At 66.3% G+C, this 19,910-nt stretch carries 17 protein-coding genes; 10 read left to right on the top strand and 7 right to left on the bottom strand.

The genetic code is table 11. The features are described from left to right. On the top strand, positions 1-340 hold a 340-nt coding region (locus G341_RS0115995), incomplete at its 5' end, for an IS5/IS1182 family transposase (RefSeq protein WP_018180172.1). 69 nt (positions 341-409) lie between these two features. Next, the gene (locus tag G341_RS0116000; protein ID WP_081622575.1) at positions 410-4,408 is read left to right on the top strand and encodes a Pls/PosA family non-ribosomal peptide synthetase; all 3,999 of its coding nucleotides are present in this window, start codon (positions 410-412) and stop codon (positions 4,406-4,408) included. A gap of 4 nt (positions 4,409-4,412) precedes the next feature. On the opposite strand, the gene G341_RS0116005 is transcribed toward G341_RS0116000, so the two are convergent. Continuing rightward, positions 4,413-5,375: an oxygenase MpaB family protein gene (locus G341_RS0116005; protein WP_018180174.1), complete on the bottom strand. Its 963-nt coding sequence runs from the start codon at positions 5,373-5,375 to the stop codon at positions 4,413-4,415. 82 nt (positions 5,376-5,457) lie between these two features. Between G341_RS0116005 and G341_RS0116010 the strand changes: the two genes are divergently transcribed. Beyond that, positions 5,458-6,105: a TetR/AcrR family transcriptional regulator gene (locus G341_RS0116010; RefSeq protein ID WP_026303756.1), complete on the top strand. Its 648-nt coding sequence runs from the start codon at positions 5,458-5,460 to the stop codon at positions 6,103-6,105. Between the two features lie 15 nt (positions 6,106-6,120). On the opposite strand, the gene G341_RS0116015 is transcribed toward G341_RS0116010, so the two are convergent. Next, entirely contained in the window at positions 6,121-6,801 is a 681-nt protein-coding gene (locus G341_RS0116015; protein WP_425402078.1) for a FadR/GntR family transcriptional regulator, read from the bottom strand. 192 nt (positions 6,802-6,993) lie between these two features. Between G341_RS0116015 and G341_RS0116020 the strand changes: the two genes are divergently transcribed. Further along, positions 6,994-8,250 (top strand): CynX/NimT family MFS transporter, encoded by a 1,257-nt coding sequence (locus G341_RS0116020; protein ID WP_018180177.1) that lies wholly within the window; start codon positions 6,994-6,996, stop codon positions 8,248-8,250. 96 nt (positions 8,251-8,346) lie between these two features. Next, positions 8,347-9,702 carry a M1 family metallopeptidase gene (locus G341_RS0116025; protein ID WP_026303759.1) on the top strand — a complete coding sequence of 452 codons (1,356 nt, stop codon included), beginning with the start codon at positions 8,347-8,349 and terminating at the stop codon, positions 9,700-9,702. A gap of 22 nt (positions 9,703-9,724) precedes the next feature. Here G341_RS0116025 and rfbC read toward each other — a convergent pair whose 3' ends face one another. Continuing rightward, positions 9,725-10,336 (bottom strand): dTDP-4-dehydrorhamnose 3,5-epimerase, encoded by a 612-nt coding sequence (gene rfbC, locus G341_RS0116030; RefSeq protein ID WP_018180179.1) that lies wholly within the window; start codon positions 10,334-10,336, stop codon positions 9,725-9,727. Then, positions 10,336-11,214, bottom strand: a complete 879-nt coding sequence (gene rfbA / locus G341_RS0116035; RefSeq protein WP_018180180.1) for a glucose-1-phosphate thymidylyltransferase RfbA — start codon at positions 11,212-11,214, stop codon at positions 10,336-10,338. The genes rfbC and rfbA overlap by 1 nt, the downstream gene beginning before the upstream one ends. Before the next feature lie 94 nt (positions 11,215-11,308). Here rfbA and rfbB point away from each other — a divergent pair, with 94 nt between their 5' ends. After that, positions 11,309-12,313: a dTDP-glucose 4,6-dehydratase gene (gene rfbB / locus G341_RS0116040; RefSeq protein WP_018180181.1), complete on the top strand. Its 1,005-nt coding sequence runs from the start codon at positions 11,309-11,311 to the stop codon at positions 12,311-12,313. On the opposite strand, the gene G341_RS0116045 is transcribed toward rfbB, so the two are convergent. The 3 genes from G341_RS0116045 to G341_RS0116070 all read right to left on the bottom strand — a co-directional run bounded on the left by G341_RS0116045 (position 12,310) and on the right by G341_RS0116070 (position 15,552). Further along, the gene (locus G341_RS0116045; protein ID WP_018180182.1) at positions 12,310-12,942 is read right to left on the bottom strand and encodes a hypothetical protein; all 633 of its coding nucleotides are present in this window, start codon (positions 12,940-12,942) and stop codon (positions 12,310-12,312) included. The two genes, rfbB and G341_RS0116045, sit on opposite strands and share 4 nt — an antisense overlap. A gap of 722 nt (positions 12,943-13,664) precedes the next feature. Further along, entirely contained in the window at positions 13,665-13,787 is a 123-nt protein-coding gene (locus tag G341_RS24300) for a hypothetical protein (protein ID WP_281171115.1), read from the bottom strand. A gap of 481 nt (positions 13,788-14,268) precedes the next feature. Further along, positions 14,269-15,552 (bottom strand): NAD(P)/FAD-dependent oxidoreductase, encoded by a 1,284-nt coding sequence (locus G341_RS0116070; RefSeq protein ID WP_043451781.1) that lies wholly within the window; start codon positions 15,550-15,552, stop codon positions 14,269-14,271. Between the two features lie 125 nt (positions 15,553-15,677). Here G341_RS0116070 and G341_RS0116075 point away from each other — a divergent pair, with 125 nt between their 5' ends. From G341_RS0116075 to G341_RS0116090, 4 genes are all read left to right on the top strand, one after another. After that, positions 15,678-16,541, top strand: coding sequence for a LysR family transcriptional regulator (locus tag G341_RS0116075; RefSeq protein ID WP_018180188.1), 864 nt, complete (start codon positions 15,678-15,680; stop codon positions 16,539-16,541). A 96-nt stretch (positions 16,542-16,637) separates the two neighbouring features. Then, positions 16,638-17,828, top strand: coding sequence for an LLM class flavin-dependent oxidoreductase (locus tag G341_RS0116080; protein WP_043451824.1), 1,191 nt, complete (start codon positions 16,638-16,640; stop codon positions 17,826-17,828). 1 nt (position 17,829) lies between these two features. Beyond that, complete coding sequence (locus G341_RS0116085) at positions 17,830-18,930, top strand: alcohol dehydrogenase catalytic domain-containing protein (RefSeq protein ID WP_018180190.1); 1,101 nt, start codon at positions 17,830-17,832, stop codon at positions 18,928-18,930. A gap of 119 nt (positions 18,931-19,049) precedes the next feature. Next, a complete protein-coding gene (locus G341_RS0116090; protein ID WP_245557047.1) occupies positions 19,050-19,907 on the top strand; it encodes an alpha/beta hydrolase in 858 nt (285 codons plus the stop codon). Positions 19,908-19,910 lie beyond the last annotated feature (3 nt).

A 19,910-nucleotide genomic window follows, 5' to 3' on the forward strand; every position in this document is an offset into this window, starting at 1 on the left:
TGGCCGTCCGCGTACCCGCCCGGACGCGGTGATCGCCGATCGGGCCTACACCAACGGGGTGAACCGGCGGATGCTCGCTGGCCGCGGCATCAAGACCGTTATCCCGCAGAAGAGCACCGAGACCGACGCCCGCAAACGCAAAGGCTCCACCGGTGGGCGGCCTCCTGCTTTCGATGCAGTCCTTTACAAGGGCCGCAACGTTATTGAGCGTTCCTTCAACGACACCAAGCAGTGGCGCGCCCTGGCCACCCGCTACGACAAACTCGCCATCACCTACCGAGCCGCCGTGGTCCTACAGGCATGCCTCCGCTGGACACGCCTATTAGGAGACACGCCCTAGCTCTCGCTTGCTCACTCGGATGAAGCTACACGCATTTAGTCGCACATCCCAGCAATTCCGAGCATCAATATGGCCAAACTGGGTCAGTCGGCCCACATTCGGCTACCACGCCTACTTACGCAACTGCTGTCACAATTATTTAACGCATACGCGGAGCCTGATCCGCGGATCACGGGGCACGAAAGGACACCGGTGAGAACCGAGGAATCAGGACGGCCGACCATCCCGGCCAACTACCTCCTGTCCGATCAGGCAGCCCCCGCTCGGACGCTGATCGACATCCTGAATGCCACGGCCGAGCGCTACCCCGACGCCCCGGCGATCGATAACGGATCGACCACCGTCAGCTACGCCGAGCTGATCGATCTGGTCGACGAGGGCGCGCAATGGATGGCCGACCACGGCATCCGCCGCGGCGACCGGGTCGGGATCCGGATGCCGTCGGGTTCGCGCGAGCTGTACATCGCGATCCTCTCGACGCTGCGGGCGGGCGCCGCCTACGTCCCCGTCGACGCCGACGATCCGGACGAGCGCGCCCAACTCGTGTTCGGCGAGGCCCAGGTGGCCGCGGTGGTCGACGGCCACGGCCTGCGGCGCCGCACCGATCTGCCCGAACGCGATGCCGAAGCGCCGCCGCTGACCGCGCCGGAGATCACCGACGACGCGTGGATCATCTTCACCTCGGGATCCACCGGCACCCCGAAGGGTGTCGCGGTCAGCCACCGCAACGCCGCCGCGTTCGTCGATGCCGAGGCGTCGCTGTTCCTGCAGGACGAACCGATCGGACCGGACGACCGGGTGCTGGCCGGGTTATCGGTGGCCTTCGACGCATCGTGCGAGGAGATGTGGCTGGCCTGGCGGCACGGCGCCTGCCTGGTGCCCGCACCGCGCTCTCTGGTGCGTTCCGGCATGGACCTGGGCCCCTGGCTGGTGCAGCGCGACATCACCATTGTCTCGACCGTGCCGACCCTGGCGTCGCTGTGGCCCGCCGAGGCATTGGAGGCGGTGCGGCTGTTGATCTTCGGCGGCGAGGCGTGCCCGCCCGAACTCGGCGCCCGCCTGGCCACCGACGACCGCGAGGTGTGGAACACCTACGGACCCACCGAGGCCACGGTCGTCGCCTGCGGCGCCCGGCTCGACGGCTCCACCCCCGTCCGCATCGGATTGCCCTTGCGCGGTTGGGATCTCGCGGTGGTCGACGGCGACGGGCACCCGGTCGCCGAGGGCGAGATCGGCGAGCTGGTGATCGGCGGCGTCGGCCTGGCCCGGTATCTGGATCCGGAGAAGAATGCGGAGAAGTACGCGCCGCTGGAGACGCTCGGGTGGGAACGCGCCTACCGCAGTGGGGATCTCGTGCGCCTCGATATCGAGGGACTGGTCTTCCAGGGCCGCGCCGACGACCAGGTCAAGGTCGGCGGCCGGCGGATCGAACTGGGCGAGGTCGACACCGCGCTGCAGAACCTGCCCGGCGTCTCGGGCGCCGCGGCCGCCGTGCGCACGACGCCCGCCGGCAACAGCCTGCTGATCGGCTACCTGGTGTCCACCGATGCCGACTTCGATCTCACGACCGCCCACGACGTGCTCGCCGAGCAGCTCCCCGCCGCGCTCGTTCCGCGCCTCGTGCTGGTCGACGAATTGCCCACGCGCACATCGGGAAAGGTCGATCGGGCGGCGCTGCCCTGGCCGCTGCCGGGTGCCAGCGCCGACGCGACCGCCGATCTGACGGCCACCGAGGCCTGGGTCTCCGAGAAGTGGACCTCGGTACTGGGGGTGCCGATCACCGACGCCGAGGCGGACTTCTTCGCCGAGGGCGGCGGCTCGCTCGCGGCGGCACAGCTGGTCACGGCACTGCGCCAACGCTTTCCGGAGGTCACCGTCGCCGGACTGTACGACCACCCGCGGCTGGGCGCGCTCGCCGCGATGCTCGACGAACTCGAACCGGCCAAGACCGCGGCCCCGCGTATCGTCAAACCGGTGCCGCGCAGCACCGGTCTGCTGCAGTCGGTGGCGGCCTTCCCATTGGCCACGTTGACCGGCCTGCAGTGGATCACCTGGCTCGCGATCGCCAACAACGTGCTCGCGTGGTTCAGCGACGCCGCCTGGGTCGAACCGCTCAACTGGTGGGTGGTGCTGGCCGCCTTCATCGTCTTCATCACCCCACTGGGCCGGATGTCGATCGCGGCCGCCGGCGCCCGGATCCTGCTACGCGGCGTGGGGCCGGGAGACTATCCCCGCGGCGGCAGCGTGCATCTGCGGCTGTGGCTCGCCGAACGCCTCACCGAGGCGAGCGGCGCCGCCAATCTGTCCGGCGCGCCCTGGATGGTGTACTACGCCAAGGCATTGGGCGCGACGATCGGCCGCGGGGTCGACCTGCACACGCTGCCCCCGGTCACCGGCCTCATCGAGGTGGGCGACCTCGCTTCCATCGAGCCGGAGGTTGACCTGGCCGGCTGGTGGATCGACGGCGACGTCGTCCATATCGGCCGGATCGAGATCGGCGAAAGCGCGACGATCGGCGCCCGGTCGACGTTGTTCCCCGGCGCACGCATCGGCCGCGAGGCCGAGGTGGCGGCCGGGTCTGCGGTCGTGGGCCGGGTGAAAGCGCGACAGCACTGGGCGGGGTCGCCCGCGGTGAAAGCCGGCAAGGCCGAGCGACCCTGGCCCGCGGAGCGGCCGCCGCGGCGCACGTATTGGGTTCCGGTGTACGGGATCTCGTCCATCCTGCTGGCCGGGCTCCCGCTGATCGCGCTCGCCTGCGGCCTGGCCGTGATCGCGTCGTGGGCCATGACGGCCGACCTGATCCGCAGCGTGATCGTCCGCGCGGTGATCCTGCTGCCCGCGGCCACGATCACCAGCCTGCTGGTATTCGCGGCACTGACAGCGCTTTTCGTGCGACTGCTGTCGATCGGCCTGTCGCAGGGCTATCACCCGGTGCGATCCCGGGTCGGCTGGCAGGTGTGGGCCACCGAGCGGCTGATGGACTCCGCCCGGACCTTCCTCTTCCCGCTCTATGCGAGCCTGCTGACACCGATCTGGTTCCGGATCCTCGGCGCGAATATCGGCAAGGGCACCGAGATATCCACCGCGCTGGTGATTCCGAAGTTCACCACGGTCGGCGACGGCGCCTTCCTCGCCGACGACACGATGGTCGCGTCGTACGAGCTCGGCGGCGGCTGGATGCATATCGACGAGGCGAAGATCGGCAAGCGCGCCTTCCTCGGCAACTCCGGCATGACCGGCCCGGGGCGCAAGGTCCCCAAGAACTCGCTCGTGGCCGTCCTGTCCGCGACGCCGAACAAGGCGAAGTCCGGCTCGAGCTGGCTCGGCAGCCCCCCCGTGCGGCTGCGTCGCGCGGCGACGACGTCGGATACCTCCCGGACCTTCGATCCGCCCGCCAAGCTCAAGATCGCCCGCGCCATCGTCGAGACCCTGCGTCTCATCTCGGTGATGGTGACCTTCGGACTGGGCCTGTTCGTGCTGATCGGCTTGCAGTTCATCACCCACAACGCGCACTACTGGGTGGCGGCTCTGGTGAGCGGCCTGGTGCTACTGGTCGCGGGGACAGCCGCCTGCTGTATCGCGGCGGCAGCGAAATGGCTTGTGGTCGGGCGAATTCCGGTGGCCGAGAAACCGCTGTGGTCGTCGTTCGTGTGGCGCAACGAGCTGTCCGACGCCTTCGTCGAGACCGTCGCGGCGCCCTGGTTCGCCAACGCCGCGACCGGCACCCCGGTGCTCAATCTCTGGCTTCGGTTGCTCGGCGCGCACATCGGCCGCGGCGTCTGGTGCGAGACCTACTGGCTCCCGGAGGCCGACCTGGTGACGCTGGGCGACGGCGCCACCGTGCAGCGCGGATGCGTGGTGCAGACCCACCTGTTCCACGACCGCATCATGCAGATGGATTCGGTGACCCTCGGGCCCGGCGCGACCCTCGGCCCGCATTGCGTGGCCCTGCCCGCGTCCGGGCTCGGCGCGGGCGCGACGGTCGGCCCGGCCTCGCTGGTCATGCGCGGCGACGTCGTTCCGGATTCGACACGCTGGCAAGGCAATCCGATCGCGCCGTGGTCCTAGCGCGTCAGGCCGCGAAGCTGTCCAGCTGCATGCGGCGATAACCGCCGCGCAGGCGCTCGTAGCGGTAGCGGTTGTATACCAGCGGATCGAGCACCAGGCGCCGAGGCAGATGCCGCCACGCCAGCCGGGCACCGGTCAGGTACAGGCGATACTCCAGCCGATCGCGCCAGGTCCAGTCGCAGCCAAGTAGTTCGCGCATCCGCGGATGCGCCTGCGACTCCGCGCACAGCCGCGGCGCCCGGAGAGCCACCGGCACCACCGCCGACCACAGCGGCCGCATCAACACGCGAATCGGTTTGGGCGACAGCAGCGATGGCATCGGCAATGCGTTGAAACTGCGGCGCGCGTAGAGGAGAAAGCCGTTGTCCGCCAGGTGTTCGGCGGCGACGGAGTCGTAGTACTCCATCATTTCTGTCGTCGTCCGCGGCAGCGTCGTCTGTCCGCTGGGCAGCTCGAGTGCGCTGTGCATCCACCGCACCGTCCGGTAGACCACCTCGCGCTGTTCGGCGTCGAGGTCGCCGTGCAGCGCGATATAGCCCCGATAGAAGAGATTGATCCCACTGACGGCGATCCACCTCCAAAGATGCGGATCCAGGGCGCTGTACCGGGTATCCGCGAACTCCCCGTTGCCGGCGCCACGGACGTCGCGATGCAGCCGCTTGAGCTCCTCGGTGTCGCGCTGCCGGTCGCGGTCGTCACCGAACAGCAGCAGCATTGCGTACGCGTAGCTCCGGATTCCACGATCGGCGAAATTCTCCCGGAACCTGCCGGACCGATCGACCGCCGCCGCGACCGGCCGATAGGCCACCTGATCGAGTGCGAGCCGCCCGAACAACCCGAAACTCATCGGCGAACCCAACCACCAGCGGGCGTCGGCGGCGAGCTCGGCATGCGGCTGGCCCGGCCGCCATGGCTCGACGTCGGCGACGGGTTCCACCTGCTCAGCGTGTGACACAGTGATGGTCATTCGTCTCATCCAATCTGTCATCGGGTGTAGATAGATTGAAGTGAACGTATGATCTGTCCACGCCTGTGTCAAGATTGAGTTCATGAGCAGTCCTCGGCGATACGGCGGCATGAGCGGCGCAGACCGCGTCGCCGCACGCCGTCGACAGTTCCTCGCCGCCGGACTGGAGTTGATGGGAACCGTCGGCACCGCGGCGACGACGGTCCGCAGCGTCGCCGCGACAACAGGCCTGGCGGCGCGTTATCTCGCCGAGTCGTTCGCGACCATCGACGATCTTCACCTCGCCGTGTTCGATGAGATCGTCGCCGAGATCGAGTCGCGCGGCATGGCCGCGATAGCCGGGCCCGCGACGAACACCTACGAGCGGGCACGCTCGGCACTGGCCACGGTGACGTCGACGCTGCTGGACGACCCGCGCAAGGGCCGGATCATCCTCATCGAATCGGTGTCGTCACCAGTACTCGGGCCGCGCCGAATCGCAGAGGCTCGTCGAATCGCCGCGCTCGTCGGTCACGTCGCGCGGAACACCGCCAGGGCCGACGTGGAACTGCTCGATCTGCAGATCACCACGCAGTTCGTCATCGGCGGCGTCGGCGAGGCGCTGACCGCGGCGCTTCTGGGCGAAATCGCAACGGATCGCGATCATTTGATCGACCGACTCACGGCCTTGCTGTTCGTCGCCCTGAACGGTGCCCAGCATTCCGCCCATCGCTCACCGGTCGGCCGCTAACGGCACCGCCGCGGGTCAGCCTTCGCCGCGGCCGCGCAGCGTCACGATCAAGGCGCGCGCCGCCGCCGCGGCCCGCTCCGGATCGCCGGCGATGACCGCCTCGGTGACCTCGGTGTGCTCACTCTCGAACGAGTGGCTCACGCCCACCGGCCATTTCAGGATCGACCGACTCAGCGCCGGCATCAGCAGGTCGTAGAACTCGGAGTAGACCTCGTTGTGGCTGGCTGCGACAATCGCCCGGTGCAGGGCCACATCGGCGGCGATCAGCTGGTCTCGTTCGGCGTCGGTCTGCGGGTCTCGGTGCCAGAGTTCGCGACGCTTGAGCAGCAGCCCGCGCAACTCGGTGACGTCGTCCTCGTCCCTGCGCCGTGCGGCGAGCGCGGCCGCCGTCGACTCCAGCGCGTCCCGCAGCTCCAGCAGATCGCTTTCCCGGGCGGCACCGAAGTACTCGGCGAGGCCGGCACCCTGCTCCGTGTCGGCGATGACGTAGGTACCCGACCCCTGACGCCGCTCCAGCATTCCGGCGTGCACCAGGGCCTGCACCGCTTCCCGCACGGTGTTGCGAGCACAGCCCGTCATCTCGGTGAGTGCGGGCTCGGTGGGGATGCGCGATCCGACCGCCCAGCGACCCGAGGTGATCTCGGTCCGCAGCAATTCGGTGACCTGCGTAATCAGCGTCTCCCGGCGCACGACCATGCGTGGCGGCGGCACGGGAGCGGCGGCGTCACCCTCCTGGTAGAGCTTCACCAACTCATAATAGTTCGTTGCCCAAATAACGAGATTGGGTCCCAGTCATCCAGTCATCCTATGATTTCTCAGTCAGCAATCCGGACGATCGCCCTGAGGAGGTGACAGTTGCCCCTGTCAGCGAACGAACAACCTGTCGTCGTGACGCCCGATGCGCCGGGTAGGCGTATCGGATCGCCGCGCCCGCTGCTCGCCGGCCGCATCGCCGTGCTGGCCGCGATCCTGCTCTCGTCGCTGTCACTGCGCACCGCGGTCACCTCCCTCACCCCGCTGCTCACGCGCGTCCAGGACTCGCTCGGATTCAGCAACGTCATCATCGGCGTCGCCGGGATGATGCCGACCGCGATGTTCGCGCTGGCCGGATTCGTATCCCCGAGCCTCGGCCGGCGATTCGGCCTCGAGCGGGTCGCCCTGGTGGCGGCGGCCGCCACGGTCGTCGGTATCGGCGGCCGGTCGCTCGTCAACGACACCGCGAGCTTCCTCGCACTCAGCGGGCTCGCCCTGGTGGGCATGGGCATCGGCAATATCGTCATGCCGCCGCTGGTGATGCGCTATTTCTCCGACCGCATCGCGATGATGAGCACCGTCTACATCACCTGCGTACAAATCGGCACGATGGTCCCGGCCGCGATCGCGGTGCCGGTCGCCGACGCCGCGAACTGGCAGGTATCGCTGGCCGCGTGGGCCGTCATCCCGTTCGCCGCGATCGGCCCCTGGCTCTGGGTGCTCCGGCATCGACGCCGCAATCCGAACACGGCAGCCACGGCGACCGCCGACCACCGGCTGTCCGCGCCGATCTGGCGCTCCCCGATCTCTTGGGGTCTGGCGATCATGTTCGGCTCCACGTCGCTCATCACCTATTCGATGTTCACCTGGATCCCCAAGATCCTCAGCGAGGCCGGGGCCAGCGACGGCTATGGCGGACTGATGGTGTCGCTGTTCTCGGCGGTGGGCTTCATCACCGGCCTCGTCGCGCCCACCCTGTGCGCCCGCATGGCGAACCCCTACCCGGTCGTCATAGCCTGTGCTGCATGCTTTTTCGGAGGATTCGCCGGGCTGCTGTGGGCGCCGATGAGCGGCACCCTGTTCTGGGTGATCCTCGTCGGCGTCGGTCCCACGACGTTCCCGATGTCGCTCACCCTGATCAACCTGCGCACCCGCAGCGGTGCCGGGTCGGCGGCGCTGTCCGGATTCGTCCAGGGCGTCGGATATCTGTGGGCCTGCGCCGGACCGCTGTTCTTCGGAGTTCTGCACGACGCGGTCGGCGGCTGGGGCGTGCCGTTCGCCTTCCTGTCGGTGATCGTGCTGGTGATGGCCGCCGGCGCGTGGGCGGTCTGCAAGCCGCGCTTCCTGGAGGACACACTCGCGCCCGCGGACACATCGCCCGCCGCCCGGTGAACTGACGCCAACACCGGTACCCTCGGGACCCGACAACCTGTCCGACAGACCAGGGTCCGCCGCCGGGCCAGGCCAGTACGACGAGCGAGGTGACCGGTGCCAGGGAAAGCCGTGCGGGACAGGCTCGGGCGCCCGTTGCTCGGCTCCCCCGCCGAGGGCATCGATCCGTACCTGCCGCGGAACGGCAACATCGGCTACCGGATCTCGCGCTATGAACTCGACCTCGAGTACAAGGTCGCCGCGAACCGATTGGCCGGTACCGCCATCATCACGGCGACCGCGTTGTCGGGGCTGGACCGGTTCAGTCTCGATCTGTCCGGCTCACTGAAGGTCGACCGGGTCTCGGTGAACGGCAAGCGGCCGGCCAAGTTCACCCACCGGTCGGGCAAACTGGCGATCACGCTGGCGACGGCCATCCGGTCGGGCGCCGCGTTCGAGGTCGTCGTCAGATACGGCGGCACCCCGAAACCTGTGCGCGGCCCGTGGGGCGAGGTCGGCTGGGAAGAGCTGTCCGAGGGCGCCCTGGTCGCCAGCCAGCCGAACGGCGCGGCGTCGTGGTTCCCCTGCGACGATCATCCCAGTTCCAAAGCGGCATACCAGATCTCGATCACCACGGACAGCCCGTTCTACGCGCTCGCCAACGGCAGGCTGCTGCGCAAACGCGTGAAGGCCGCCCAGACCACCTGGGTCTATGAGCAGGTCGAGCCGATGGCCACCTACCTGGCGACGATCGCGATCGGTCCGTATGTGCGCATTCCGGTCGCCACGGATCCGGTGCCGATCAGCGCGGTACTGCCGTCGCGACTGAAGAACGAGTTCGCGATCGACTTCGGTCGGCAGGGCCAGATCATGACCGCCTTCGTCGACATGTTCGGGCCGTACCCGTTCCCCGAGTACACCGTCGTCGTCACCGACGATCCGCTGGAGATCCCGATCGAGGCGCAGGGCATTTCCACCTTCGGCGCCAATCACTGTGATGGAACCCGGGATTCGGAGCGGCTGGTCGCCCACGAGCTCGCCCACCAGTGGTTCGGCAACTCGCTGACGCTGACCCGCTGGAAGGACATCTGGCTCCACGAGGGCTTCGCCTGCTACGCGGAATGGTTGTGGGCGGAGCGGTCGGGCGGCCCGAGCGCGGACGAATGCGCCCGCAAACACTATGACCACCTGGTGGATTCATGCCACACCGGAACGCTTGGCGACCCCGGACCGGACCAGATGTTCGACGACTGGGTATACAAGCGCGGTGCCCTGACGCTGCATGCGATCCGAATTCGCCTGGACGACAACATGTTCTTCACACTGCTGCGCGACTGGTGCCGCGACCACCGCTACAGCTCGATCACGACGGAGGAGTTCGTCGACTTCGCCGGCCACTACAGCTCCGAGTCGCTGCGACCGCTCTTCACCGCCTGGCTGCACACCGCGGGGCTCCCCGACTTTCCCGCCTGACCTCGTCGACGACAGCGTCGCGTCAGAGACTGCGCAGGTAGTCCAGCACCCGCTGGTAGTGCGGCAGCAGGCCGGACCCGGCCGCCTGCGCCAATGACGGTGCCGCCACATCCTTTTCAGATAACAGCGGAGTGAGCGCCGAACCATCACGCGCCGTGGCCGGCCACTCGATGCCGATCGCCGGATCCAGCGGCGAGATGCCGTGCTCGGCGGTCGGGTTGTACGAACTCGAACACAGGTAGGTGACGGTCGAGCCGTCCTGCAGGGAGATGAACCCGTGGCCGAGCCCCTCGGACACGTACACAGCACGCCGGTCGACGTCGTCGAGCAGCACCCCGGCCCACTGACCGTAGGTGGGCGAGCCGACCCGGATGTCGACCACCACGTCGAACACCGCGCCGGTGGTGCAGGTGACGTACTTCGCCTGGCCCACGGGCACATCCGCGAAGTGGATGCCGCGTACGACCCCGACCGCGGACACCGAGGTGTTGGTCTGCTGCAGGTCGAGGGGGTGTCCGACGACCTCGGTCAGCAGATCGGCGCGGAACGATTCGAGAAAGACACCACGCTCGTCGGGGAACTGCCGCGGGGTGAACACCCAGGCCCCGCCGATCGTCATGGGCCGCACCTGCATCAGCGAATATCCTTTCCGCGCTCCAGGAGTTGCAACAGGTAGCCGCCGTAGCCGGACTTCAGCAACCCCTCGGCGCGGGCGCGCAACTGGTCGTCGTTAAGGAACCCGCGACGCCAGGCCACCTCTTCCGGGACCGCGATCTTGAGTCCCTGCCGCTGCTCGACCGTGCGGATGTAGTTTCCGGCGTCGAGCAGCGAATCGAAGGTCCCGGTGTCGAGCCACGCCGTTCCGCGCGGCAGCACCTGCACCGACAATCGGCCGGCGTCGAGGTAGGCCCGATTGACGTCGGTGATCTCATATTCGCCACGGGCGCTCGGGCGCAACCCACGGGCGATGTCGACCACCTGGTTGTCGTAGAAGTACAGCCCCGGGATCGCGAAGTTCGACCGCGGATCAGTCGGCTTCTCTTGGATGGCAACGGCTTTGCCATCCGCGTCGAAATCGACGACGCCGTAGTCCTCGGGATTGGACACCCAGTAGGCGAAGACCGCCGCCCCCTCGATCTCGCGGAAGCGCATCAGCTGCGAACCCAGGCCGGGACCGTAGAAGATGTTGTCTCCCAAGGCCAATGCCACCGAATCCGACCCGATGAAATCGGCGCCGAGCACCAGCGCCTGCGCCAGCCCCTCCGGGCGCTCCTGCACCTCATAGCTCAGGTTGACTCCGAACTGGCTGCCGTCGCCGAGCAAACCCCGGAAGGCCGGCGCGTCCGCGGGGGTCGTGACGATCAGGATGTCTCGGATGCCCGCCAGGATCAGCGTCGAGAGGGGGTAGTAGACCATCGGCTTGTCGTATACCGGGACCAACTGCTTGCTCACCCCGAGCGTGATCGGGTGCAACCGTGTTCCAGTGCCGCCGGCCAAGATGATCCCACGCATGGGCACATGCTATCGGAGCTGGCATCTGCCTCCATTGATGTCGGGTGCACGCCGATGCCCAGTCCGCCGGTTTGGCGCACGGTATCGTCGGCGCATGCGAGTCCTGGTCACCGGCGGCGCCGGCTTCATCGGCGCCAACTTCGTGCACCGCACGTTGGCCACCCGTCCGGACGCCCGAATCACCGTGCTCGACAAGCTGACCTATGCCGCCAACCCGGGATCGCTGGCCACCGTGCGCGATCGCATCCGGCTCGTCGAAGGCGACGTCGGCGATGCAGCCGTCGTCGACCCGCTGGTCGCCGACGCTGACCTGGTGGTCCATTTCGCGGCCGAGTCGCACAACGACAACTCGCTCGCCGATCCCGGAATCTTCGTCCACACCAACGTGGTTGGCACCTTCACCCTGCTCGAAGCGATCCGCCGCAACGACGTCCGATACCACCACATCAGCACGGACGAGGTGTACGGCGATCTGAAACTCGACGACGGCTCCCGCTTCACCGAGTCCACGCCCTACAACCCGTCGAGTCCGTACAGCTCCACCAAGGCGTCCAGCGATCTCCTGGTCCGCGCCTGGGTGCGATCGTTCGGCATCCGCGCGACGATCTCCAACTGCTCGAACAACTATGGGCCGTATCAGCATGTCGAGAAGTTCATTCCGCGCCAGATCACCAACGTGCTCAGCGGGATTCGACCCAAGCTGTACGGCACCGGCGACAACGTCCGCGACTGGATCCACGTCGACGACCACAACGATGCCGTGTGGGCGATCATCGACGGCGGCACCATCGGCGAGACGTATCTGATCGGCGCCGACGGCGAACGCGATAACCGCACGGTGATCGAGACGATCCTCGAACTGCTCGGGCAGCCCGCCGACGCCTTTGATTTCGTCACCGATCGGCCCGGACACGATCTGCGCTACGCCATCGACTCGACTCGGCTGCGCACCGAGCTGGGCTGGCGGCCGACGTTCACCGATTTCCGCAGCGGGCTGGCGGCCACCGTCGACTGGTATCGCGACAACCGCTCCTGGTGGGAGCCGCTCAAGCGCGACGTCGAGGCCAGGTATGCGCAGACCGAGCAGGTGCTGGACTAGACGTCTTCGGGCGCGACGAGATACACGTTGAGGCCGACCGGCCCGACGGTGAACTCGTCGGTCCGCACGGCCCCGTACTTGCGCATCATGACCGCACCGAGTTCGAGCGACGCGGTGGTGGCCGTGACGCCGACATTGTGCTCTGCGGCCGACCTGAACGCCGGCTCGATCATCGTGGTGACGATGTCGCCGCCGCGCCGGCCGGGGACGATCGCCGCGAGCAGCACCTCGACGTAGGGCCCCTTGGGCTGATGCTCGGCCATCGCGATCTGATGCTGGTGCATCCGCGCGGCCATTCCCGGATCGGCCTGCAATGCGTCGATGGCTCGCTGCCGATAGGGCTCGGGCATGTCTTCGACGCCGCGGTTCGGCGGGGCCCAGACGACGAGACCGACCAGCTCGTTATCGATGAAGGCGCCGACGACGCGGTCCCGGGGCAGCGCCACCGCGACCAACAGTTCGGCGATCAGCCGGACCATGTCCGGCTCGTCCACCCGGACCCCGAGCATCCATCTGAAGATCGGCACTTCGTGAACGATCGGCGTGACGAAGTCAATGGCCAGATCGGCCTCATCGAAGGTCAGCGATCGACAGGCGATCGGGGCGCTCGTAGCAGTTGGCATGCTCATGACTGGTGATCTCTCCTCTGAACGCAGCAACGGCCCCACCACGTGGGCAGGGCCGTTGCGAAGCGCATCGATCAGATAGCGGAACCGGTACCGTTCTGCTGGCTGTTCAGGCTTCCCAGGTTGAGCTGGTCGAGGTTGATCAGGCCCAAGTCAAGATTCGAACGCACTGGATAACACCTTTCATTTGTGATCCCTAACCACAGGACGCGGCTTGGTTATAAATAGCTAACATGATGTACATACTTTGGTGGGTCGATTGACCTAGTTCGTTACTAAACCGTTATGTTGGACACGCTCCCCTGCCGGTGCTACGGCGGAGGCGCTACCGCCCTACCTCGATCGACACCGTCCAGACATGACAACGGCCCCACCCATCCGGGTGGGGCCGTTGATATGCCGCTTCGATCAGATCGCCGAGCCGGTGCCCTCCTGCTGACTGTTCAGGCTGCCCAGGTTCAGCTGGTCAAGATTGATGGCACTGAGGTCAAGATTCGAACGCACTGGATAACACCTTTCAATTCATGATCTCTAACCGGAAAATTGTGATCAGAGTTATAAAAACTTAACATAGTGTCTGAGATCATGGCGATCTTCCACTGGTGTCTGTTATTGATTCGTTATCAACCCAGAAGGGGTCTCCGCCCTGGAAACGGGCCGAATCGGCGACGAGAAACGGCCCCGCCGCGTCGGGCGGGGCCGTTGAGACATGAGGCCGGCAAGACCTAGGAGCCGATACCGTTCTGCTGACTGCCCAGGCTGCCAAGGGCGAATCCCAGCCCGTTCTGCTGGCTCGCACCACTGCCGGTGTTCACCATGACCGATCCCATGTCAAGATTCGCACGCACGTCGTTCACACCTTTCATTGAAGATCTCTAATCGAAGAATTTACGATTGGAGTTATAAAAAATTAACAATGGATGGAGTAGAACTAGGTCGATCGACCCAATCTGTTATCAAACCGACATAAAGCTCGAGCGCTATGCGGCGCGGAATTGTTGATCGATAAATAGAGACAAATAGAAAGCGGCCCCGCCGCATCAGGCAGGGCCGCTTTCTACTGAATGGCTATACGGCAGTGCCGGTCCCGTTCTGCTGACTATTCACGCTGCCGAGGTTCAACTGGTTGATATTGATCACGGCCACGTTGGCGTTACCGGTCCCCACGCCCCCCAGATCGAGATTGCCACGCACTGGTACTTGCCTTTCGTCGACGACCTCGATCAACGGGCTCGTGATCGAGAATTGAATAATCTTAACATGATGTGCGTCTACTAGGGCGTTTGACCCAGTCGGTTACCGAATCGTGACCTGCCGCGTCATGGCAGGTCAGCCGGCCAACCGTTCCTCTTCGCGCTCCTCGGCCTGCGCCGCATGAACGAACCCGGGCCTGGCACGGCCGATGAACGCGACGCCCCACTGCAGCACTGCGAGGAAGCGGTTCCGGAACCCGATCAGATAGAACAGGTGGACCGCCAGCCACATCAGCCACGCGATGAAGCCCCGGAACTGGATACGCTCGTTGAGCTGCGCGACCGCGCTGAACCGCTTGATGGTCGCCATCGAGCCCTTGTCCCAGTAGACGAACTCGGTGCCCGGCAGCTTCTTCCGGCGGATGATGTCGGCCGCATGCCGGCCCTGCTGCATCGCGACCGGGCTCTGCCCCGGGTATCCCTTGAGCGACGTCATATCGCCGATGGCATAGATATTCGCGTAGCCACCGGTCGTCAGGTCGGAGTTGATCAGCAGGCGGCCCGCGCGGTCGGTGTCGCAACCGGTCCGCTCGGCGAGCACGGCGGTGAAGCCGCTGGCCTGCACGCCGGCCGACCACACGACGGTGTCGGCCGCGATCCGTCGGGTCGCCGCGCCCTTGTTGATACTGATCGTCACGCCATCGGCGTCGATGGCGGTGACCATGGCATCGAGCAGCACCTCGACGCCGCTGTCCCTGAGCGACTTCTCGGCATACTGGCTGAGCTTGCCGCCCTTGTACGGCGGCAGCACCATCGGCGCACCTTCGACCAGATAGACCGACGCGTCCGCGTGGAAGTAACGCTGCGACAGCTCCTGAATCTGCCCGGCGACCTCGACGCCGGTCGCCCCGGCGCCGACGACGACGAAGTTCAGCAACTTGCGTCGCTCGGCGTCATCGGTGGTCTCCGCGGCCCGCTCGAAGCAGTCGCGGATCTGGTCCCGCAACAGCGTGGCGTCCTCGATCGTCTTCAGCGCGAACGTGAAGTCCTTGAAGTGGTCGTTGCCGAAGTACGACTGGGTGGCACCGGTGGCGGCGATCAGCGAGCCGTACCGCAGCCGCCGGACCCCGGCGTCCGTCTCATACGTGACGACGCAGGCGTCCGGATCGACGTCGACGACCGAACCCTGCACCACCGTCGACCCCTTGTTGGTGCGCAGCACGTTGGCGATCGGCGGCGCGATCTCGTGCGGATCCATGACCCCGGTCGCCACCTGGTAAAGCAGGGGCTGGAAGAGGTGTTCGGGGGTCGCCGAGATGAGGGTGTGGTCGATACCGGACTTGCCCAGTTGCTTGGCGGCGGCAAGACCGCCGAAACCGGATCCGATGATCACCACTTCTGCGTAGTCAATTTCAGTCATGACCGTTTCCTCCTAACGCACGCTCTACTCAATCCATATAACTGCTGGATTTGGGCAATATCCAACGCATATTGCCGATACGATCTATCTAGAATCAAGATAAGTCGATATGGGGAGGACATCCCATGGAACTGCGTCAGCTGCAGTATTTTGTCGCCGTCAGCACCGACTTGAGCTTCAGCAAGGCGGCCCGCCGGCTCTTCGTCTCGCAGTCGGCCATCAGTCACCAGATCGCCCGATTCGAGCACGAACTCGGCGTCAGCCTCTTCGACCGGTCCACCCGCACCGTGACGCTCACCGAGGTCGGATCGCGGATCCTGCCGATCGCCACCCAGATGCTCGACCTCGCCACCACCATCGCGACGATGGCTAGGCTGCCCCGCAACCGGATCCGGTTGGCCGCCAACATGACCTTCGCATCGAAGTCGCTCTCCGCGATCGCCAGCGTCCGCTCGGACTATCCGGACGCGGAGATCGAGTTCGTCATCCGCAGTTTCGACCAGCGCATCGACGCCGTTGTATCCGGCGACGCCGACATGGCCCTGATCCGCGGCGACATCTCGCGGCCCGGCCTCTCGGTCACACCCCTGTGGATGGACGACCTGCTGATCGCCATGGCCGCCGACCATCCACTGGCCGATCACGAGTCGGTCGAGCTGTCGGAGCTCGCCGAGTACCCGCTGCTGATGCCGCCGGTGTCGCAACAGGTGTTGCTGCACAACGTGATCGGCGACAAGTTCAGCGAACTCGGCATCTCGCCGCGCTTCGGGCCCCCGATCGCCCGCGACCACACCGCCACGCTGGAGCTGATCAACAACCCGCGCGCCTGGACCGTGCTCTACGACGACGCCGCGGTCGCGGGCATCGCCTATCTCCGGGAGACGCACGGCCGGCTCAACATCCAGGTGTCGGCGGTGACCAGGCCGGACTCGGACGACAACCCGCTTCTGCAACCACTGATCGAGGCATTGCGCGGCGACCGCGACTGACCCGGGTGTCCGCTCAGCGGGAGGGTGATCTTCCACACAGCACTTCTTGATCGAATGATCAAGAAGTTGAACTGCACCAGACACCCGGGAGAGATCATGTGGTCACCTGAATCCATCAAATTCGGCGCGTTTCTCGCGCCGTATCACCCGCTCAACGCCGATCCGGCGCTGCAGCTGCGACGCGACATCGACCTGATGGAGCATCTCGACCACCTCGGTTTCGAGGAGGCGTGGATGGGTGAGCATCACTCCACCGGCGCCGAGATCGTGCCGTCCCCGGAGGTCTTCATCGCGGCCGCCGCCGAGCGCACCGAGCGACTCCGCTTCGGCACCGGCGTCGTGTCGCTGCCCTACCACCACCCGCTGATCACGGCCGACCGGATGATGCAGCTCGACCTGCAGACCCGCGGCCGCGTGATCTTCGGAACCGGCCCGGGCAAGATCCCGCTGGACGCCCACATGATGGGCATCAACCCGGACGACCAGCGCCGCAGGCAGGGCGAGGCCCTGGAGGCCATCCTGCCGCTGCTGCGCGGTGAGACCGTGAGCATGGAGACCGACTGGTTCACCCTCCGCGACGCGCGCGCCCAGCTCCCGACCTACAACCACAAGGGCATCGAGGTCGTCACCGCCTCGACGATCTCGCCGAACGGATCGGTGCTCGCCGGCACCAACGGTCTGTCCCTGCTGTCGCTGGCGGCCAGCTCGCAGATGGGCTTCGACGCGCTCGATCGCAACTGGGGCGTCTACGAGAAGGTCTCCACGGAGAACGGTTACACCGCCGACCGTTCCACCTGGCGCGTCGTCAACCCGATGTTCCTGGCCGAGACGCAGGAGGACGCCAACCGTGCCGTGAGCCGGCGCATCCAGTCGATGGCCGCCTACGTCAACCGGCAGCAAGGCATCGACCCGGAGTGGGCGCGCACCCCTCAGGGCACCATCGACTACTGGCGCAACGAGGCCCTCGGCGAGTTCGGCCAGGCCATCATCGGCACCCCGGATCAGGCGATCGCGCAGATCGAGCGGCTCATCGAGAAGACCGGCGGCTTCGGCACCTTGCTGATCCTGCACGTCGACATGGCCAACTGGGAGGACACCAAGCGCAGCTACGAGCTGTTCGCGTCCGAGGTCATTCCGCACTTCCGCCGCAGCAACGTGCGTCGCGAGGCGAGCCTGCAGTTCGCTCAGGACAACCGCGAGTACCTGATCGGCAACCTGGTGCACGCCCTGCAGAAGGCCGCCACCGACTACTACGGCGAGCAGCCGGCCGCCACGGCAGGAGCGTGACATGCGCGCAATTCAATTCGTCAACAACGAGTTCAGTCTCAATGAGGAGGCAGGGCTGCCCGCCCTCGGCTCCGGCCAGATCCTGATCGACGTGCACGCCTGCGGTATCTGCGGCAGCGACCTGAGCGCCGTCAAAGGGTCGCATCGCTTCTGCGAGGTCATGACTGCAGCCAGTTACCCACTGGCCCAATATGATCCGGAGCAGCCGATCGTCCTCGGCCATGAATACGCCGGTGTCGTAGCCGAAGTCGGCCCCGACGTCACCGACTTCGCGGTCGGCGACCGGGTCACCGGTCTCGGGCTCGCCGTCGACATGTCGACCGGCCTCCCGAAGATCATCGGCTACTCCAACACCTATCACGGGGCGTTCGGCGAGCAGATCATCGTCAACACGTACTTCGCCCGGCACATTCCGGAGGGGCTCTCGTTCGAGCATGCCGCCCTGGCCGAGCCGCTGCATGTCGGCGAGATGCATATGCAGCAGTCCGGCCTGACTGCTGACGACTCCGCTCTCGTAGTCGGCTGCGGCACAATCGGTCTCGGGGCGGTCGCGGCGGCCAAGGCCCGAGGCGCCAAGCTGATCATCGCGTCAGAGCCGTCGGCGAAGCGCCGCGAACTGGCGCTGAAGATGGGCGCCGACATCGTCGTCGACCCCACCGTCGAAGACCCCGTCGAGCGATTCAACTCCGAATCGCAGAGCCGCGGACTCATCGACGGCGGGCAGGGCGGCGGCATGCTGATCGCCTTCGAGTGCAGCGGCCGCAAGGGCATGCTCGACTGGATGCTGCGAAATCTCCCGTTCGACAGCAAGATTCAGGTGATGGCGGCGCCGTTCGAGGACGAGACAATCATCCCCGCGATCGGCCAGGTGCGCCGTATGGTCGTAAACTTCGGCCACGGCACCTACGACAAGGCCTATGAGGCGGTGCTCGACCGGCTGGCCAAGGGCGAGATCGACGCCGACGCGATCATCACCGGGCGCGTCGATCTGTCCGGCGTCGCGGACGCGTTCGCCACGCTCCGGCAGCCCGACGAGCACGTCAAGATCATGGTGTTCCCGCGCGGCCTGGATTCGGCCGCGAAGGTCGATGCCGATGTCTGACGCGTTCCATCCCGAGCCTCGCTTCGTCGACACCGACGGCGCCCGACTCGCCGTGTTCGAGGCCGTCCCGGACAAGGTCACCCGCGACGTGTGTCGTTCTCTGCCATGGTTTTCCGGAGCTGGCGGCCTCGTGGCGGCGTCAGCTGCAGCCGATCGCCGATGCCGGGTTCCACGTCATGGCACCCGACATGCGCGGGTACGGGCAGTCGACCGGACCGGAGGATCCCCGCAAGTACAGCATCGCGGAGACCACCGCCGACGTGGCCGCACTGATCAAGGACGCCGGCTATGAGAAGGCCGTCGTCGTCGGACATGACTTCGGCGGCATGGTGTCGTGGTCGATGCCGTATCTGCAGCCGGACTCGGCGGCCGGGGTGATCACCCTCAACACACCGTTCGGCTACTCGGAGCACAATCCGATCGAGCTCTACGAGCAGGTGTACGGCCCACGAAACTACTTGGCGTACTTCCAGACTCAGGAGTGCGAGGATCTGCTCGACAAGGATCCCGGCGCCACGTTCAGGTTCTTCATGCGCCGCGACACCGGCCGCGGCACCAACCTGTCCCGGACGGGCCGGCACGATCCCGAGTCCATGTCGTACATCCACTGGCTCAAGGACGACGAGTCGACCTGGCCCGGCGAGGTGGTGCTCAGCGACGAGGAGATGCGGTACTACACCGACACCTACGCGCGCACCGGTTTCCGCGGGCCGCTGCGCTGGTATCGCAGCATCCTCCGGAACTGGGAGGTGCACACCGAACACTTCCCCGACGGGGTCCTCCCACAGGTCTCGGTGCCGGCGTTGATGATCGCGGCACGCCACGATCCGATCTGCCACCCGATGCTCACCAACAATCTGCTGCAATACTTCGAGACCTTCGAGCGGCGGATGACCGACACCGGGCACCGGACGCAGCTGGAAGATCCAGACACCACCACCGCGTTGGTGGTCGGCTGGCTCGACCGGCACTTCTGAACA

This window comes from Jongsikchunia kroppenstedtii DSM 45133, from assembly GCF_000380485.1.
GTDB classification, from domain to species: Bacteria; Actinomycetota; Actinomycetes; order Mycobacteriales; family Mycobacteriaceae; genus Jongsikchunia; species Jongsikchunia kroppenstedtii.